At 69.6% G+C, this 17,246-nt stretch carries 19 protein-coding genes; 9 read left to right on the forward strand and 10 right to left on the reverse strand.

Annotated features, from left to right (window positions below):
* The first annotated feature begins 41 nt into the window (after positions 1-41).
* A complete protein-coding gene (locus LSF15_RS03675; protein WP_232497470.1) occupies positions 42-875 on the forward strand; it encodes a Sir2 family NAD-dependent protein deacetylase in 834 nt (277 codons plus the stop codon).
* A gap of 20 nt (positions 876-895) precedes the next feature.
* On the opposite strand, the gene LSF15_RS03680 is transcribed toward LSF15_RS03675, so the two are convergent.
* The gene (locus LSF15_RS03680) at positions 896-1,990 is read right to left on the reverse strand and encodes a glycosyltransferase family 4 protein (RefSeq protein WP_232497173.1); all 1,095 of its coding nucleotides are present in this window, start codon (positions 1,988-1,990) and stop codon (positions 896-898) included.
* On the reverse strand, positions 1,987-2,880 hold the full coding sequence (locus tag LSF15_RS03685) for an alpha/beta fold hydrolase (protein ID WP_232497174.1): 894 nt from the start codon (positions 2,878-2,880) through the stop codon (positions 1,987-1,989). Before LSF15_RS03685 ends, LSF15_RS03680 begins: the two co-directional genes overlap by 4 nt.
* 115 nt (positions 2,881-2,995) lie before the next feature.
* Between LSF15_RS03685 and LSF15_RS03690 the strand changes: the two genes are divergently transcribed.
* On the forward strand, positions 2,996-3,697 hold the full coding sequence (locus tag LSF15_RS03690; RefSeq protein WP_232497175.1) for an exonuclease domain-containing protein: 702 nt from the start codon (positions 2,996-2,998) through the stop codon (positions 3,695-3,697).
* A gap of 178 nt (positions 3,698-3,875) precedes the next feature.
* On the opposite strand, the gene LSF15_RS03695 is transcribed toward LSF15_RS03690, so the two are convergent.
* The 3 genes from LSF15_RS03695 to glgA form a co-directional block, all read right to left on the reverse strand.
* Positions 3,876-4,124, reverse strand: a complete 249-nt coding sequence (locus LSF15_RS03695) for a type B 50S ribosomal protein L31 (RefSeq protein ID WP_108595350.1) — start codon at positions 4,122-4,124, stop codon at positions 3,876-3,878.
* Positions 4,125-4,241: 117 nt separating this feature from the next.
* The gene (locus LSF15_RS03700; protein WP_232497176.1) at positions 4,242-5,036 is read right to left on the reverse strand and encodes an ABC transporter ATP-binding protein; all 795 of its coding nucleotides are present in this window, start codon (positions 5,034-5,036) and stop codon (positions 4,242-4,244) included.
* A gap of 51 nt (positions 5,037-5,087) precedes the next feature.
* Positions 5,088-6,275, reverse strand: a complete 1,188-nt coding sequence (gene glgA / locus LSF15_RS03705; RefSeq protein ID WP_232497177.1) for a glycogen synthase — start codon at positions 6,273-6,275, stop codon at positions 5,088-5,090.
* An 80-nt stretch (positions 6,276-6,355) separates the two neighbouring features.
* On the opposite strand from glgA, the gene glgC reads away from it, so the two are divergent.
* The 3 genes from glgC (at position 6,356) to LSF15_RS03720 (ending at position 9,299) form a co-directional block, all read left to right on the forward strand.
* The gene (gene glgC, locus LSF15_RS03710) at positions 6,356-7,603 is read left to right on the forward strand and encodes a glucose-1-phosphate adenylyltransferase (RefSeq protein ID WP_232497178.1); all 1,248 of its coding nucleotides are present in this window, start codon (positions 6,356-6,358) and stop codon (positions 7,601-7,603) included.
* Positions 7,600-8,262, forward strand: coding sequence for a phosphoserine phosphatase SerB (gene serB / locus LSF15_RS03715; RefSeq protein WP_232497179.1), 663 nt, complete (start codon positions 7,600-7,602; stop codon positions 8,260-8,262). The genes glgC and serB overlap by 4 nt, the downstream gene beginning before the upstream one ends.
* Before the next feature lie 86 nt (positions 8,263-8,348).
* Positions 8,349-9,299, forward strand: a complete 951-nt coding sequence (locus LSF15_RS03720; protein WP_232497180.1) for an SMP-30/gluconolactonase/LRE family protein — start codon at positions 8,349-8,351, stop codon at positions 9,297-9,299.
* A 27-nt stretch (positions 9,300-9,326) separates the two neighbouring features.
* On the opposite strand, the gene LSF15_RS03725 is transcribed toward LSF15_RS03720, so the two are convergent.
* A complete protein-coding gene (locus LSF15_RS03725; RefSeq protein WP_232497181.1) occupies positions 9,327-10,037 on the reverse strand; it encodes a beta-ketoacyl-ACP reductase in 711 nt (236 codons plus the stop codon).
* A 132-nt stretch (positions 10,038-10,169) separates the two neighbouring features.
* On the opposite strand from LSF15_RS03725, the gene LSF15_RS03730 reads away from it, so the two are divergent.
* Genes LSF15_RS03730 through LSF15_RS03740 form a run of 3 tightly spaced genes read left to right on the forward strand, consistent with a single transcriptional unit; the run spans position 10,170 to position 11,595 of the window.
* Entirely contained in the window at positions 10,170-10,502 is a 333-nt protein-coding gene (locus tag LSF15_RS03730; RefSeq protein ID WP_232497182.1) for a DUF3099 domain-containing protein, read from the forward strand.
* Positions 10,499-10,753, forward strand: a complete 255-nt coding sequence (locus LSF15_RS03735; RefSeq protein WP_232497183.1) for a hypothetical protein — start codon at positions 10,499-10,501, stop codon at positions 10,751-10,753. Before LSF15_RS03730 ends, LSF15_RS03735 begins: the two co-directional genes overlap by 4 nt.
* Entirely contained in the window at positions 10,750-11,595 is an 846-nt protein-coding gene (locus LSF15_RS03740; RefSeq protein WP_232497184.1) for an SURF1 family cytochrome oxidase biogenesis protein, read from the forward strand. Before LSF15_RS03735 ends, LSF15_RS03740 begins: the two co-directional genes overlap by 4 nt.
* 28 nt (positions 11,596-11,623) lie before the next feature.
* Here LSF15_RS03740 and LSF15_RS03745 read toward each other — a convergent pair whose 3' ends face one another.
* Entirely contained in the window at positions 11,624-13,222 is a 1,599-nt protein-coding gene (locus LSF15_RS03745; RefSeq protein ID WP_232497185.1) for an ABC-F family ATP-binding cassette domain-containing protein, read from the reverse strand.
* Positions 13,223-13,371: 149 nt separating this feature from the next.
* On the opposite strand from LSF15_RS03745, the gene LSF15_RS03750 reads away from it, so the two are divergent.
* Positions 13,372-14,466, forward strand: a complete 1,095-nt coding sequence (locus tag LSF15_RS03750; RefSeq protein ID WP_232497186.1) for a winged helix DNA-binding domain-containing protein — start codon at positions 13,372-13,374, stop codon at positions 14,464-14,466.
* Between the two features lie 63 nt (positions 14,467-14,529).
* Here the strand turns inward: LSF15_RS03750 and LSF15_RS03755 are convergent, their stop codons facing one another.
* From LSF15_RS03755 to LSF15_RS03765, 3 genes are all read right to left on the reverse strand, one after another.
* On the reverse strand, positions 14,530-15,084 hold the full coding sequence (locus tag LSF15_RS03755; RefSeq protein ID WP_232497187.1) for an NADPH-dependent FMN reductase: 555 nt from the start codon (positions 15,082-15,084) through the stop codon (positions 14,530-14,532).
* Positions 15,085-15,270: 186 nt separating this feature from the next.
* Positions 15,271-15,837: a YceI family protein gene (locus LSF15_RS03760; protein ID WP_232497188.1), complete on the reverse strand. Its 567-nt coding sequence runs from the start codon at positions 15,835-15,837 to the stop codon at positions 15,271-15,273.
* 123 nt (positions 15,838-15,960) lie between these two features.
* Positions 15,961-17,142 (reverse strand): glycoside hydrolase family 3 N-terminal domain-containing protein, encoded by a 1,182-nt coding sequence (locus LSF15_RS03765; protein WP_232497189.1) that lies wholly within the window; start codon positions 17,140-17,142, stop codon positions 15,961-15,963.
* Positions 17,143-17,246 lie beyond the last annotated feature (104 nt).

Below are 17,246 nucleotides of genomic sequence, written 5' to 3' on the forward strand. Positions count from 1 at the left end.
CGACGGCGACCGATGCGCTGGTCGACGAGGCGATCGCCCTCATGCGCGACGCCCGCGTCGCGGTGCTCACGGGCGCCGGCGTCAGCACCGACTCGGGCATCCCCGACTATCGCGGCGAGGGTGCGCCCGTGCGCACGCCCATGACCGTGCAGACCTTCCTCGCATCCGATCGGGCGCGCAAGCGCTACTGGGCCGGCAGCCACCTCGGCTGGCGCAACTTCGGGGCCGCGCAGCCCAACCGCGGTCATCTGGCGCTCGCACAGCTCGAAGCGGCGGGCAGCGTCGCGGGCGTGGTCACGCAGAACGTCGACGGCCTGCACCGCCGTGCCGGCGGCCGTCACGTGGTCGAGCTGCACGGCAGCATGGATCGCGTGGTGTGCCTGCAGTGCGGACAGCGCTACGCCCGGCAGGCGATCGCCGAGCAGCTCGAGCTGCTCAATCCGTCGATCGATCTCGACACGGCGATCCGCCCCGCGCCCGACGGCGATGTCGAGGTCGACGACGTCGATGCGATGGAAATTCCCGCGTGCACGGTGTGCGGTGGCGTGCTGAAACCCGATGTCGTGTTCTTCGGGGAGTTCGTACCCGTGACGACGTTCCAGGCCGCCGAGGCGCTGGTGACGTCGTCGGATGTGCTGCTCGTCGCCGGCTCGTCGCTCGTCGTGAACTCGGGCATGCGCCTCATCGAGCGGGCGCGGCGTCGCAGGCTTCCGATCATCGTCGTGAACCGCGGCGTCACCAAGGGCGACAGTCGTGCGGCGGTGAAGATCGACGCGGGCGCGAGCCAGACCCTCATCGCATTCGCCGACGCGCTGGCCGGGAGCACCGCCCCGGCCGGCACCGGCACCGGCACGCCCGAAGGCAGCCGCACGTGAGCGGCGCCGCCTGATCCCGCTCACGGTCGCCCGCTGCCTCGACGCCCGCGCGCGGCCACGGTGTCGCGCATGAGCGCGAACAGGCGGTCGGCCGACGCGGACCAGTTGTACGTGGCCGCCGTCTCGACCGACGCGACCGACCGCCGCTCCCACTCGCCCTCGCGCTCGAGCGACCCCAGCGCCGAGACGAGCGAATCGGGGCTGTCGGGATCGAAGTACAGCGCCGCACGCCCGCCGATCTCGCGGAAGATCGGGATGTCGCTGACAACCACCGGCGTTCCGAGGCGCATCGCCTCGACGAGCGGGATGCCGAAGCCCTCGGCCTTCGACGCGTGCACGAGGGCCGTGGCACCGGCGAGCAGCTCGGCGTAGGCGGAATCGGTCACGCCGTCATGGAAGACGAGCCGCGCCTGCGGTGCGAGTCGCGTGAGGCGCTCGCGCTCGGCCTGACCGATGCGACTCAGCAGGTGCAGTTCGTGGTCCGGCAAGGCGGCGACGGCTCGCACGAGCGTATCGACGTTCTTGTAGGGCATGTACGAACCCATGTACACGAGCCGGTTGCCGGCGGGTCGCACGCGCGGCAGGGCGGCCACACCGAGGTCGTCCGCCGCGTTCGGCACGACGATCACCGGCCGGTCGGTGAGGTGGTGTTCGCGAATGAGCCCGGCGGTCGTCTGCGAGACCGTGACGACGGCGTCGGCCCGATTCAGGAGCATCCGCTGGGGCCACCAGGCGAGGTGGTAGAGCCGCCAGAGCAGTCGCACCGGTGCCGGCAGGTCACGCGGTGGAGTGCGGTTCTCGTAGTAGATGAGGTCGTGCAGGGTCAGTAGCAGCTTGTAGTCGCGACCCCACGACCCCATGGTCTGCATCGGCGTGAACACGATGTCGGGCCGCAGCTTCTTGACCTGCAGCGCGACGAGCGGCTCACGGATGCTCGTCGGCCCGGTCACGAGCTGCCACGGCAAGGGCGGAAGCATGTCGAGCTGGCGGTGGTCGCTGACGAGCATGGTGAGCGGATGCCGCTTCGCGAGCTCGGCGACGATGCCCGCGGTGAATCGGCTGATGCCGTCGTGCTGCCCGATGCGGGTGTAGCGGCAGTCGACGACGATCCTCACGCGGGCGCCTCTTCGCGCAGGAACCGCAGGATGCGGGCGGCCGCGTCGCCGGGCGTCTCGTAGTGGATGAGGTGGCCGACCTCTGGGATGACCTCGAGCTTCGCGTCGGGGAACCGGGTCGCCAGCCGGTGCTGCGCATCGAGCGGGGTGACGTCGTCGCGCTCGGCGGCGACGAGCAGCGTGGGTACGTGGATGTCGGCGGCGTACTCGCTGACGTCGTGGCTGACCGAGGCGCGGAACGCCTCGAGCACGGCGTCGCGGTCGCCGAACGCCGAGAAGTAGCGGTCGTGCTGGTCGTGGATCCAGCGGCGCAGTGATTTCTGTCGGGTCTTGGCCATCGTGACGCTCATGACGCGCACGATCGCACCGTTGGCGAGCAGCGCGTAGCCGGCACGCTCGGGCAGGGCCGCGGCGGTGCGGTAGTAGAGCACCGCGAGCCGGGTCATGATGCCGCGGGGGCCCTCGAGCGCGGGAGCGCCGATGGGGTTCACGAGCACGAGCCGCTCGGGAGCGAGGCCGCGAGCGACCGCGGCCGATGACACGATCGACCCGAACGAGTGGCCGAGCAGGTCATAGTGGCCGTCGAGGCCGATGGCGCTGATGAACGCGGCCAGCCAGTCGGCATAGGCGTCGATGTCGTGGGGCCGCGCGGCGAAGGTCGCGGATTCGCCGAAGCCCGGCAGGTCGGGCGAGATGATGCGGTAGCCGGGCAGCTGGGCCACGACCGGCTCGAGTCCGTGGTGGTCGCCGCGGAAGCCGTGCACCAGCACGAGCGCCGGGGCGTCGGCCTCGCCGTACTCCCACCACGCGGTCTCGGTGCCCTCGACGTCGACACGGTGCGCCCGAACGGGGATGCGAGCGAGCTGCTCGGCGTACGGGGAGGCGATCATCCCAGCCATTCTACGGGCGCGCCTTGGGCGGTTCCTGCGTGCGTTCGCGAACGGATGCCCCGGACACGCGTGCCTGCGCCGGGGCCATGACGGTGGGCGACCGTAGCCTGACGCCATGGATGACACGAACGCCGCCCGCTGGGCCGACACCCTCGCCGTCTTCGACCTCGAGACCACCGGAATCGATGTCGACTCGTGTCGCATCGTCACCGCCCACGTCGGGGTGTTGGGTGCCTCGGGCGAGGTGCTCGAGCGAAGAGAATGGATCGTCGACCCCGGCGTCGAGATTCCCACCGCCGCGTCGCTCATCCATGGCATCACCACCGAGCGCGCCCGCCTCGAGGGGCAACCGGCGCCGACGGCGGTGGCCGAGATCGTCGCCGCGCTCGCCGACGTCGCGATGCGGGGCCTGCCGATCGTCGCGTACAACGCGTCATACGACCTCACCCTGCTCGAACGCGAGGCCGTCCGCTACAGCATCGCTCCGCTGCCCGGCCCCGGGCCGGTCATCGACCCGCTCGTCATCGACAAGGCCGTCGATCGCTACCGGCGCGGCAAGCGCACCCTCACCGCGACTGCCGAGCACTACGGCGTGGCACTGCCCAACGCGCACGATGCCGGCGCCGATGCGGTCGCGGCGGGTCGCGTCGCGCAGGCCATCGCGCGCGCCCATCCCCAGCTCGCGGCCATCGCCGTCGCCGACCTGCATGCACGCCAGGTCGACTGGTGCCGCGAGCAGGCCGAGAGCTACCAGGCGTGGCGCCGCGCCAACGGCGAGCCCGAGTTCACGACCTCGGGCGCCTGGCCCGTGCGCTGACTCGACCCGCAGTTCGCGGCATCCGCTCTGCCCCGCCCACGCCACCGTGTTCGCGATCGACACGCGAACTTTGGGGGCACCCCAACGCAGAGGAGCGCCCCAGGGGCAAGGTGGTCATGTACTGCGGACGCAACGAAGGGCGGGCGACCGAAGTCGCCCGCCCTCCGTGTGGCAGGAACTACTTGCCGAAGTTCTTGAAGCGCTGGTTGAACTTCTCGACGCGGCCGGCCGAGTCCATGATGCGCTGCTTGCCCGTGTAGAACGGGTGCGACTCGGACGAGATCTCGACGTCGATGACCGGGTAGGTCTCACCGTCGAGCTCGATCGTCTTGTCGCTCGTCGCGGTCGAGCGGGTCAGGAACGTGGCACCCGAAGCGAGGTCGCGGAAGACGATGGCGTTGTACTCGGGGTGGATGTCGGTCTTCATGGAGACTTCCTTGGGATATCAGCGATCGGATGGTGGATACGACGACCTGCGCGCGCAGGAAAGTACTGCGGCCCTTGGGCCAGCTATCGATCTTAGCAGAATCGGCGGTGGTGCATGTCAGGCAGCGGCACGCGCGGCGAATCGGTTGTCGCGCTCGGTGAGCTCGATGGTCATGCCGAAGGTCTCCGTGAGGGTCTCGGAGGTGAGCGCCTCGTCGAGCGGGCCCGACGCCACGATGCCGCCGTCGGCGAGCAGCAGCGCGTGCGTGAAGCCAGAGGGGATCTCTTCGACGTGGTGCGTGACCATGACGATCGCGGGTGACGACGCCGACGCGGCGTATCCGCCGAGCAGCCCGACGAGCTCTTCGCGAGCGCCGAGGTCGAGACTCGCCGCGGGCTCGTCGAGCAGCAGGAGTTCGGGGTCGGTCATCACCGATCGGGCGATCTGCACTCGCTTCTGCTCGCCGTCGGAGAGGCTGCCGAATCGGCGCCCGGCGAAGCCCTCGAGCCCCCACTCCTTGAGCACCCGCTCGGCACGGCGGGTGTCGATGCTCTCGTACTCCTCGTTCCAGCGCCCGGTGACCGAGTAGGCCGCCGTGAGCACGACATCGAGCACGGTTTCGTCACGCGGGATGCGGCGGGCCATCGCCGTCGACGCGAAGCCGATCATGGGGCGGAGCTCGAACACGTCGACCTTGCCGAGCGCCTCCTGCAGCACCTCGGCGGTACCGGAGGTCGGGTGCATCGCAGCGGCCGCGATCTGCAGGAGCGTGGTCTTGCCTGCACCATTGGGCCCGAGCACGACCCAGCGTTCGTCGGAGTCGACCTTCCAGCTCACCGAGTCGAGAATCGTGTTGCCATCGCGGATCACCGACACATCGTGGAACTGCAGGACCGTACTCGCACTCGACATGCGTCCAATGCTATCGGCAGGCGGAGACCCCGCTTGCGCGCCCGACGTCCCTCAGCGAGCGAGCACGCGCTCGTAGACCTCGATCGTGCGCGCCGCGATCGCGTCCCAGGCGAAGTGCGTCTCGGCGCGTCGCCGGCCCGCCTGCCCCATGGCTCGGGCCCGCTCGGGGTCGGCGACGACTGCGGCGAGCGCGTCGGCGAGGTCACGCACGAATCGGTCGGGGTCGAGTGGGGTTCCGGTGCCGTCATCGGCCTGGTCGATCGGCACGAGCACACCGGTGACGCCGTCGTCGACGACCTCGGGAATGCCACCGGTGGCGGTGCCGACGACCGGTGCACCGCACGCCATCGCCTCGAGGTTCACGATGCCGAGCGGCTCGTAGACCGACGGGCATACGAAGGCGGTCGCCGCCGTGAGGAGCGCGGTGAGCTCGGGTCGCGGCAGGTGACGGTCGATCCACACGACGCCGTCGCGCTCGGTGCGCAGCACCTCGACGAGCCCGGTGACCTCGGCCATGATCTCGTCGGTGTCTGGCGCCCCCGCGCAGAGCACGAGCTGCACCTCGGGCGGCAGCAACCGCGCCGCGCGCAACAGGTAGGGCAACCCCTTCTGGCGTGTGATACGACCCACGAACACGATCGAGGGGCGGTCAGGATCGACGCCGAGGGTGCGCACCGTGTCGGGGTCGTCGCTCGGAGCCCAGTCGGTCAGGTCGATGCCGTTGTACACGACCTCGACGCGCTCGGGATCGATCCGCGGATATGAGCGCAGGATGTCACGACGCATGCCCGCGCTCACGGCGATGACCGCATCGGCGTCTTCGAAGGCGGTGCGTTCGACCCACGACGAGACTCGGTACCCGCCGCCGAGCTGTTCGGCCTTCCACGGCCGCAGCGGCTCGAGGCTGTGCGCGGTGACCACGTGCGGCATGCCGTGCAGGCGCTTCGCGCTGAACCCGGCGAAGTTCGCGTACCACGTGTGCGAGTGCACGACGTCGGCGCCGGCCGTGTCGCCGGCGATGAGCAGGTCGACGCCCATCGTCGCGAGCGCGACGTTCGCTCCCCCGAACTCGGCGGGTGTCGAATAGGCGGTCGTTGCCGCCTCGTCGCGAGGTGCGCCGAAGCACCGCACGTGCACGTCGATGTCACGGCGCAGCGCACGCACGAGTTCTGCCGCGTGCACGCCGGCACCCCCGTAGACCTCGGGTGGATACTCACGGGTGAGCAGGTCGATGCGCATACGGCAACGCTAGCGCAGGGGCATCCGACATGGACGTCATCGAAAGCCGGAATCGCGCGGCGCGTGGGTAGGGTTGGGGCATGATGACGCGCAAGGTATTCGGCATCGTCCTCGCGGGCGGCGAAGGCAAGCGACTGATGCCCCTCACCGAAGATCGCGCCAAGCCCGCCGTGCCCTTCGGCGGGCAGTACCGTCTCATCGACTTCGCGCTCTCGAACCTGCTGAACTCGGGACTGCGCCAGATCGTCGTGCTCACCCAGTACAAGTCGCACAGCCTCGACCGTCATGTCTCGCAGACCTGGCGCATGGATGGCATGCTCGGGTCGTACGTGGCGTCGGTGCCCGCGCAGCAGCGACTCGGCAAGCGCTGGTTCTCCGGCTCGGCCGACGCGATCCTGCAGAGCCTCAACCTCATCTACGACGAGCAGCCCGACATCATCGTCGTCGTCGGCGCCGACCACGTCTACCGCATGGACTTCAGCCAGATGATCCAGGCGCACATCGATTCGGGTGCCGCCGCAACGGTCGCCGCGATCCGCCAGCCCATCTCGCTCGCCGACCAGTTCGGCGTCATCGAGGTCGACGCGAAGGATCCCACCCGTATCCACCAGTTCCTCGAGAAGCCGAAGGACCCGGTCGGCCTGCCCGACTCCCCCAAAGAGGTGCTCGCCTCGATGGGCAACTACGTCTTCGACGCCGACGCCCTCATCGACGCGGTGCTGCGCGACGGCGAGCGGACGGACTCCAGCCACGACATGGGCGGCGACATCATCCCCGCGTTCGTGGCCGATGGCAAGGCGGGCGTGTACGACCTGCAGAACAACGACGTGCCCGGCTCGACCGATCGCGACCGCTACTACTGGCGCGACGTGGGAACGATCGACTCGTTCTTCGAGGCGCATCAAGACCTCATCTCGGTGCTGCCGGTCTTCAACCTCTACAACCGCGAGTGGCCGATCTTCAGCCAGCAGTTGAACTCGCCGCCCGCGAAGTTCACCCGTGATGCTCGCGGCTCGCTCGGAACGGTCATCGACTCGATCGTCTCGCTCGGCTCGGTCATCTCGGGCGCGCACGTCGAGCGCAGCGTGCTGGGGCCGTGGGCCATCGTCGGCTCGGGTGCCCACGTCGCCGACTCCATCCTGTTCGACCGCGCCCGCATCGAGGCCGGCGCGACCGTGCAGCGCGCCATCCTCGATAAAGAGGTCGTCGTCGAGGCAGGCGCGCACATCGGCGTCGATCGCGACGAAGACGTCGCGCGCGGTTTCATCGTGACCGACAGCGGTATCACGGTGGTCGGCAAGGGTTCCCGGGTCCGGTCGCTGTCGTGACGGTCGACGCCGCCGGCCGCTCGCGCGGCCCGCTCGTCGTGCTCGACGCCGATTCGACGCTCATCCGCGAGGAGGCCATCGAACTGCTCGCCGACGCTGCCGGAAGCCTCGAGCTCGTCACCGAAGTCACTGAGCGCGCGATGCGCGGCGAACTCGACTTCGCCGAGAGCCTGCGCGAGCGCGTCGCGACGCTCGCCGGCCTCGACGTCACGGTGTTCGAATCGGCACGTGCCCGCATGACCCCGACTCCCGGGGTGCAAGAGCTCATCGATGGCGTGCACGCGGCCGGGGGTCGGGTGGGCGTCGTCTCCGGGGGGTTCCACGAGCTGCTCGACCCGCTCGCACAGCAGCTCGGCCTCGACTTCTGCCGCGCAAATCGGCTCCAGACCGCAGACGGCCGACTCACCGGGCGGGTCGACGGCGACATCGTCGATGCGCGCGCGAAGGCCGCGGCTCTCGAGCAGTGGGCTGCAGCGAGCGGCATCGCGCTCGCGCGCACCGCCGCCGTCGGCGACGGCGCGAACGACCTGCAGATGCTCGGGGTCGCAGCGCTCGGCGTCGCGTTCTGCGCGAAGCCCGTCGTGCGCGAGCAGGCGGATGTCGCGATCGACACCCCCGATCTCAGCGCTGTGCTGCCGCTGCTCGGCCTGCGCGGCTGACGGGATCGACCGCAGTTCCACGGACCCCGCTGGGAGCTTGCTCCGAACCCCGACCGCGACGCCCGACCGGTCGTAACATGTGGTCCATGTCCGGTCGCATCGTCGCACGTACATTCGCCGCCGCCGCACTCGTCGGGCTCTTCGCCGTCGGAGCGGCCGGCACCGCACAGGCAGCGAGCGCGCCGCCCGGAGGAGGCGCGGTCGAAGACCTGATCGAGCTGCCCGACGGATTCCAGCCCGAGGGCATCGCGATCGGCAAGGGCCCCACCGGCTACGTCGGCTCGCTGGCCGACGGCGACGTCTACGTGTTCGATCTGCGCACCGGTGCCGAGATCACCACGTTCGAGGGCACCGGCACGCCGTCGGTCGGTCTCAAGCTCGACCAGCGAGGTCGCCTGTTCATCTCGGGCGGACCCACGGGAGCGGCTCGCGTGGTCGATACCGCGACCGGAGACCTGCTGAAGACTCTTCAGCTCACGACCGGCCCGGCCTTCATCAACGATGTGGTGCTGACCCGTGACGGCGCCTGGTTCACGAACAGCTTCGCCGCCGAACTGTACCTCGTGCCGCTCGGGCCCGCAGGCGAACTGCCCGATGCCTCGGACATCGTGACGCTGCCGCTCACGGGCGACTGGGTGCAGCAGCCGGGGTTCAACGCCAACGGCATCGCCGAGACGCCTGACCACCAGGCGCTGCTCGTCATCCAGTCGTCGACCGCCACGCTCTTCCGCGTGGACCCCGAGACCGGGGAGGCCACCGCAGTCGATCTCGGCGGCGCGGCGCTGACCGCCGGTGACGGCCTGCTCGTGGTGGGGCGAACGCTCTACGTGGTGCAGAACCAGCTCAACACCGTCGCGGTCGTGCAGTTGGCACCCGACGGCACGAGCGGCACGCTCGTGGACCAGCTGACGAACCCGGACTTCCGGGTGCCGACCACGATCGCGCGATTCGGCAACAGCCTGTTCCTGCCGAACGCCCGTTTCGGCACACCACCGACGCCCGACACCGAGTACGAGGTGGTGCGCGTCGACCGCTGAGCGCGTCCGCGACGGCGAGGCCTCGGTCTAGTGCCCCATGCCGAGGCCGCCGTCGACCGGGATGACGGCGCCCGAGATGTAGCTCGCGTCGTCGCCCGCGAGCCACGTGACGACACGCGCCACCTCGGTGGGCGAGGCGTACCGGCCGAGCGGGATGCTCTTCTTGTACTCGGCCTGCTGCGTCTCTGAAAGCTCATCCGTCATGTCGGTCTCGATGAAACCCGGTGCGACGACGTTCGTGGTGATGTTGCGCGCACCGAGTTCGCGGGTGAGCGAGCGCGCCATGCCGACGAGTCCGGCCTTCGACGACGAGTAGTTGACCTGGCCCGCCGAGCCGAAGAGCCCGACGACGCTCGAGATGAGCACGATGCGGCCGAACTTCGCCTTGAGCATTCCCTTCGATGCGCGCTTGATCACCCGGAAGGCGCCCGTGAGGTTGGTGTCGATCACGCTCGTGAACTCGTCTTCGCTCATGCGCAGCAGCAGCGTGTCGCGCGTGATGCCGGCGTTGGCGACGACGACCTCGACCGGGCCGAGTTCGGCCTCGATCTCGGTGAACGCCCGGTCGATCGACTCCGCGTCGGTGACGTCGGCGCGCACCGTGAGCGAGCCCGCGGGGCCCTCGCCCGAACGCGCGGTGACGGCCACCCGGTGACCCTGTGCGAGGAACTCGGTCGCGATCGCGTACCCGATTCCGCGGTTGCCGCCGGTCACGAGTACGGTGCGGCTCGTGGTCATGTCGGACTCCGTTCTGTGGGTGCGGCCGAATGGCCCGTTTCAGCATAGAGGCTCGCCGTTCGGGACATCCGCACCGCTCGAACGGACGTAGGCTTGAGGGTGGAGGAACGCCGTCGGGCCACGGCGACCACGATGAAGCATCAGTCGATCACCACGCTGCCCCCCTCGCCTGAGGAGGAGCGTCGATCGCGGATGATCAAGTACTCGATCACCATGTCGATCCGGGTGCTGTGCATCTTCGCGATGCTGTTCGTCGACGGCTGGTGGCTCGCCGTCTGCGCGGCCGGTGCCGTCTTCCTGCCGTATGTCGCGGTGGTGCTCGCGAACGTGGCGAGCCCCACGCGACGCCAGCCGGTGCTGCGGCCGGGTACGATCGTGCCCGCCGCTCCCCCACCCTTCGAGCCGCCGCACGACGACGCGCCCGAGCAGGCCGACCGTCCGTCCGACGAACGCGGTGCCGAGTGATCGGCGGACTCGGAGCGCCGCCGGCGCAGGGCACGTGCTCGCGCGCGGAGTGTCGTGAATCCGCCGCCTGGCGCATCGACTGGCGCAATCCGCGCATCCACACCGACGGCCGCAGCAAGACGTGGCTCGCGTGCGACGAACACGTCGAGTACCTGCGCGGATTCCTCGAGGCGAGATCATTTCCCCTCTCGGTCTCACCGTTCGTCGCCGACGCGGCGATTCCGGATGCCCCGGCAGGAGGTCGCTCGTGAGCGGATGGCGTTTCGTGCTCTCACGACAGTGGGCCGGCTACCTCGCCCTCACCGTGATCTTCGCGATCGTGTGCTGCGCCCTCGGCACCTGGCAGCTCAACCGGCGCGCAGAGGCGCTGGCCGAGGTCGCCCGCATCGACGCGAACTACGACGCCGACCCGGTGCCCGTCGCCGAGGCACTGCCCGACCCGGCCGCGTTCGATGTCGATCAGCGGTGGCAGGTGGTATCCCTTTCGGGTGTGTTCCTCTCCGACGACGAGGTCGTGGTGCGCAACCGACCGTTCGAGGGCAGCTCGGGCTTCGAGGTGATCACGCCGTTCCGTCTCGACGACGGCACGGTCTTCATGGTCGATCGCGGTTGGATCCCCCAAAACTCCCAAGGGCGACCGAGCGAGGCCGCCCCGGCGCCGGGCGGCGAGGTCGAGGTGACCGCACGCCTCAAGGCCGGTGAGGACCGAATCGCCGGGCGCACGTCGACCGGCGACGAACTCGCGACGATCGATCTCGAAGAGCTCGCCGAGCGCGTCGGCGAAGCTTCCTACACCGGGGCGTACGGCGTGCTCGTGCAGTCCGGAGCCGATGTCGACGAACCGCCGCTCGCCGCCGCCCGGCCGATCCGCGACGAGGGTCCGCATCTCTCGTATGCGCTGCAGTGGTACGTGTTCGCGCTGCTCGGTTTCATCGGCCTCGCGTGGGCCGCCAATCAGGAGCGCAAGGGTCTTGGCGAGGCATCCGCCGCCGGTGCGTCGACGAAACCGGCGGCACGCGAACCGAGGCGACCGAAGCGCGAGAAGCGCGATGATGACGCCGACGTCGAAGACGGCATCCTCGATCGGCGCTGAGCCGTCTCGCTCGAGACCTCTCGGCCGCCTAAGCCAGCTCGATGAGCTCCTGGTACTCGCGGCTCCAGTGATCTTCGGTGCCATCGGGCATGATCAGGACGCGCTCGGGGTTCAGCGCCTCGACCGCTCCCGGGTCGTGCGAGACGAGCACGACCGAGCCCTCGTAGTGCGCGAGCGCATCGAGGATCTCGGCGCGGCTCGCGGGGTCGAGGTTGTTCGTCGGCTCGTCGAGCAGCAGCACGTTCGCGCCGGACACCACGATCATCGCGAGCGCGAGCCGGGTCTTCTCGCCGCCTGAGAGCACGCCGGCCGGCTTGTGCACGTCGTCGCCCGTGAACAGGAAGGAGCCGAGCACCTTGCGCGCTTCGGTCTCGGTGAGGTTCGGCGAGGAGCTCACCATGTTCTCGAGCACGCTGCGCTTGACCTCGATGGTCTCGTGCTCCTGCGCGTAATAGCCGACCCGTAGGCCGTGCCCCGGCTCGACGACCCCGGTGTCGGGGGCGTCGACGCCCGCGAGGATGCGCAGGAGCGTCGTCTTCCCGGCACCGTTCAGCCCGATGATGACGACCTTCGACCCGCGGTCGATGGCGAGGTCGACGGCGGTGAAGATCTCGAGCGAGCCGTAGCTCTTGGAGAGGTCGCTCGCGGTGAGCGGCGTGCGACCGCAGGGCGCCGGTGTCGGGAACCGCAGTTTCGCGACGCGATCGGCCGTGCGCACCTCGTCGAGGCCGGCGAGCAGCTTCTCGGCGCGGGCGACCATCTGGTGGGCCGCGGCGGCCTTCGACGCCTTCGCACCGAACCTCGCCGCCTGCAGCTGCAGCGCGCCCGCCTTCTTCTCGGCGTTCGCGCGCTCCTTCTTGCGGCGCTCTTCATCGGCGGCGCGCTGGCGCTGGTAGTGCTTCCATCCCATGTTGTAGATGTCGATCATCGATCGGTTCGCGTCGAGGTAGAACACCCGGTTGACGACCTCGCCGACGAGTTCGACATCGTGGCTGATGACGATGACGCCGCCCTTGTAGCCCTTCAGGAACTCGCGCAGCCAGACCACCGAGTCGGCGTCGAGGTGGTTGGTCGGCTCGTCGAGGATCATCGTGCCGGCGTCGGAGAACAGGATGCGCGCGAGCTCGATGCGTCGGCGCTGGCCGCCCGAGAGCGTCTTCAGCGGCTGGTCGAGGATGCGGTCGGGCAGGTTGAGATTCGAGGCGATCGATGCCGCCTCGGCCTCGGCGGCGTAGCCGCCGAGCGCAGTGAAGCGGTCGGTGAGGTTGCCGTACTTGCGCATCGCCTTCTCGGCGACGGCCGGGTCGTCGCTGGCCATGAGGTGCGATTGCTCGTGCATGCCGAGCACGAGGCTGCCGAGGCCGCGGGCATCGAGGATGCGGGTGCGGGCGAGCATCTCGGGGTCGCCCGAGCGCGGGTCCTGTGGCAGGTACCCGATCTCGCCCCCGCGATCGATGCGCCCGTCGGTGGGCAGGGTCTCGCCCGCGAGCGTCTTGGTGAGCGTGGTCTTGCCGGCGCCGTTGCGGCCGACGAGGCCGATCTTGTCGCCGTCGGAGACGCGGAAGTTCACGTGCTCCATGAGGACGCGTGCGCCGACGCGGATCTCGAGATCATGGACGGCGAGCACGGGGATCCTCCGGGAGGTTCTGGGTGGGGGTCGGCGTGCCGAGTGGCACAGCCGGTCAGTCTATCCCGCCGACCTGAACCGAACGGCCGGTGCTGAGGCAGTCGCCGAAACGGGCATCGGATGTCGCAGGGTTCGGGCAGACTCGTCGCATGCCGAACCTTGCCACAGATGCCCAGGTGCGCGCGGCGCGCCTGACGTCGCACGGACTTCGCGGCGGGCGCGGCTTCGCCTCGGTGAGCGAGGCGGTGCGGCGACTCGGTGCCGTGCAGGCGCAGGACTTCGTCGCGTCGAGATGGGTCGTCGGAGCCCGCGTGCCGGGCGCGGTCGAGGCCGACGTCGATGCGGCCGTCGCCTCGCGCGAGATCGTGCGCAGCTGGCCGCTGCGCGGCACCCTGCATCTCGTGCCGGCGGCATCGCTTCGCCCGATCCTCGCGGTCACGGGCCCACGCGAGCTGGCCCGTGCTGCGAAGCGCCATCGCGACCTCGAGATCGACGATGAGGTGTACCGACAGGCCCGCCTCATCGCCGAACGCGAACTCGGCGGCGGTCGATCGCTCTCGCGAGACGAGCTGTTCGGGGCGTGGCAGCGAGCGGGCATCGCCACCGCGGCGCAGCGCGGGTATCACCTCATCTGGCGGCTCGCGCTCGAAGCCGTCGTGTGCCCCGGACCGGTCGAGGGTCGCGGGCAGCGCTTCGTGCTGCTCGACGAGTGGATTCCGGCGGCGGCGAGCGACCCGACGCGGGACGAGACGCTCGCCGCGCTGATGACGGGCTATCTCGACGGGCATGGCCCGGCGACCCTGCGCGACTTCGCCTGGTGGTCGGGGCTGACGTTGGGCGACGCGCGCACCGCTCACGCCGCCGCCCGAGCAGCCGTCGACGCGTTCGACGACGAGCGGCTCGTCGTCTCCGGCGCCGATGCGCCGACGCCGGGTCGATCGGCTGCCCTCGCCCTGGCGCCGTTCGACGAGTACTTCCTCGGGTACGCCGATCGCTCGGTCGTGTGCGATGCCCGGTACGCGCAGAGAGTCGTCCCGGGTTCGAACGGCGTGTTCCAGCCGATACTCGTCGCGAACGGACGGGTCGAGGGCGTATGGAAGGCGAAGCAGGCGCGCGGTGGGGCATCCGTCGTGCTCGATCCGTTCGAGTCGCCGATCGACGCCGCCCGCTATCGACGCGCCCTCCAGCGGTGGGCACGATTCCGAGGCATCAGGCTCGACGCGACATCCGTGATCGCAGCGTGAACTCGGCGGTACTGCGGCGGGCGGCCCGCCCGAAGCCCGGCCGCCCATCGGACGTGCCCAAGGTCAGGCGGCCACGCGCTCGACGTTGAGAAGCGAGAACTCGTCGAGCATCGACTGCAGCTTGGCAGCGATCTCGGGCGTGGCGACGAGCGCGCCGTCTTCGGCGAGCAGCGACCACGGGGTCTCGACCTGCACGTCGATCGAGGTGCGCTCGAGGCCGAGGTTGCCGAGCACGAATCCGAGCTGGCCGATCATGCGGCTCTCGGGGTAGGCGCCGTAGCCGACGATTCCGGCGAGCTTGCCCGCCCACTCCGCCTTGAGGAAGTCGAGGGCGTTCTTCAGCGAACCCGGGAAGGAGCCGTTGTATTCGGGGCTGACGATCAGGAACGCATCGGCCGACGCCACGCGCTCGGCCCAGGCGATGGTGTGGGGCTGCTCGTACTGTCCCGTCATCGGCGGCCGCGCCTCGTCGAAGAAGGGCAGGTTGATCTGCTGCAGGTCGGCGACATCGACCTCGAGGTCACCACGGTTCTTCGCGGTGGCGGCGACCCAGTCGGCGACGGTGCGTCCGATGCGAGCCTGGCGTGTGCTGGCGACGATGACCATGAGCTTGGGCAAGAGTGTGCTCCTTGAAGCGTGAGGGAAATGAGATGACGCCGAGTCCGGTGGGACGTCGGCGTCGAATTGGTGAACGCAACCGGTTGCCGTGGTATTCCCGACCCGAGGATCGTGAAACGCCGACGGCGTCGGCCCGCGTGGACCGGGCGGCACTGAGGAGCAGGACCGCCCGGTCGGGGCGCGTCGCTACTTCTGGAGCGACGCCTGCAGTTCGAGGGTGATGGTGACCTGCTCGCCGAGCAACACGCCACCGGTCTCGAGCGCCGCGTTGTAGGTGAGGCCGAAGTCTTCGCGGTTGATGACGGTCTTCGCCGTGGCGCCGCCCTTGTAGTTGCCGTAAGGATCGCCGCCGAATCCGCCGAAGTCGAAGTCGAACGTGACTCGGTTCGTGATGCCGCGGATCGTGAGGTTGCCGTCGACCTTGAAGTCGCCGTTCTCGACGCGCACGCCGGTCGAGACGAAGTCGATCGTCGGGTGGGTCTCAGCGTCGAAGAAGTCGCCGGTGCGGAGGTGCGCGTCGCGGTTCGGCTCGTTGGTGGTGATCGATGCGACCTCGGCCGAGGCCGACACCGTCGAGTCGAGGGGGTTCTCGGCGGTCACGAAGGTGGCGTCGACGCGCTCGAACTTGCCCTTCACCTTGCTGATCATCAGGTGGCGGATGCTGAAGCCGACCTCGCTGTGCGCGGCGTCGACGTTCCAGGTGCCGACACGGTAGCCGGGGATCTCGATCGTGGTGGCGGTGGTGTTGGTCATGCGGTGTCTCTCCAAGAATCGCTTCGGGTAGCCGTTCGGCCACGTATATGCAAACGCATGGAGATTGAGCGATTATTCCCAGGGCGTGAAACTCGTCCTGGTCAGTGCGCGACCGATGGCGGCTCAGGCGACGGCGAGCGTGCGGCGCAACGTCAGGATGCGCTCGACGGCGTCGTCGATCCGATCGAGCGCGATGCGGCCCTCGTCGACGGCTGCGATGATCGACGCGACGAGTCCCTCGACCGAGATGCCGAACTCCGACGGATCGGCTGGAAGCACGTAGAGCAGCAGGTCGCCACCGGCCGCGATGGCACGCACCGCGTTCTCGCCCGGATCGGCGAACTCGGGCAGCCCGTTGTGCTGGAGCATGAGCATGTCATCGGTGACGACGACCCCGTCGAACCCCAGTTCCTCGCGGAGGATGCGGTGCCATTCGGGCGAGAGCGATGCCGGCGCGGCGTCGACCGACGGATATGCGAGGTGCCCCGTCATCACGAGCTCGGCGCCCGCCTCGATGCCGGCGGCGAACGGCAGCGCGGCGCCGGCGCGCCACTCATCGAGGGAGAGCGGAGCGGCGGGAATGCTCGAGTGCGAGTCGCCGGGCGCGGCGCCGTGTCCAGGGAAGTGCTTGAGCGTGCTCGCGACGACTCCCCGTTCGCCGGTGACCGCGGCCGCGACCCGATCGGCGGAGCCGGCCGGCTCAGTGCCGAGCACCCGACCGTGGATGAACGAGTCGGGGTCGGCGGTGACATCGGCGATGATGCCGAAGTTCACGTTCGCGCCACCCGCCGCCACGCTCGCCGCCCGCGCGGCGAACGCCTCGCGCGAGGCCTCGGGCGGGGCGTCCCTGAGCGTGTCGGCGCTCGCGGCGGTGTCCCAGCCGAGTCGCGCCACGTCCCCGCCCTCCTGGTCGACGCCGAACAGCGGCGGGAGTTCGGGGTCGGCGATGGCCGCGGCGGTGAGCGATGTCAGCGATGCCGCGTCGCCGGCGATGTTGTCGCCCATGAGGATGAGGCCCGAGACGCCTGCGTCGATGTACGCCCGCAGGGGTGCAGGGTCGACGCCCGGAGCATGCAGCATGAGCAGCGCGGCAGCCTTCTGGTCGACGGTCATCGAGGCCATGCGATCGTCGACCCAGTCCGCGATCGGGTCGAGCGGCGTCGGTGCCGGAGTCGGAGTGGGCGTTGCTCGCGCGGTCGACGACGGCGTCGGAGCGGATGCAGGCGGGCTCGCCGAGGCGCAGCCGCTCATCGCGACGATGAGCGTCGCCATCATGATCGGCAGAGCCGCCCGGGTCGATCGCATCAGCCGAGTGTACGCTTCGTGCTCGGCACGCGGCTGAGGGCCGGTCGACCAGTCCGCGTGACGTCGGCAACGCCTTCGGCATCGCGTGCAGTGCATGTGCAGCC

This window comes from Agromyces humatus (assembly GCF_021228295.1).
Taxonomy (GTDB): Bacteria; Actinomycetota; Actinomycetes; order Actinomycetales; family Microbacteriaceae; genus Agromyces; species Agromyces humatus.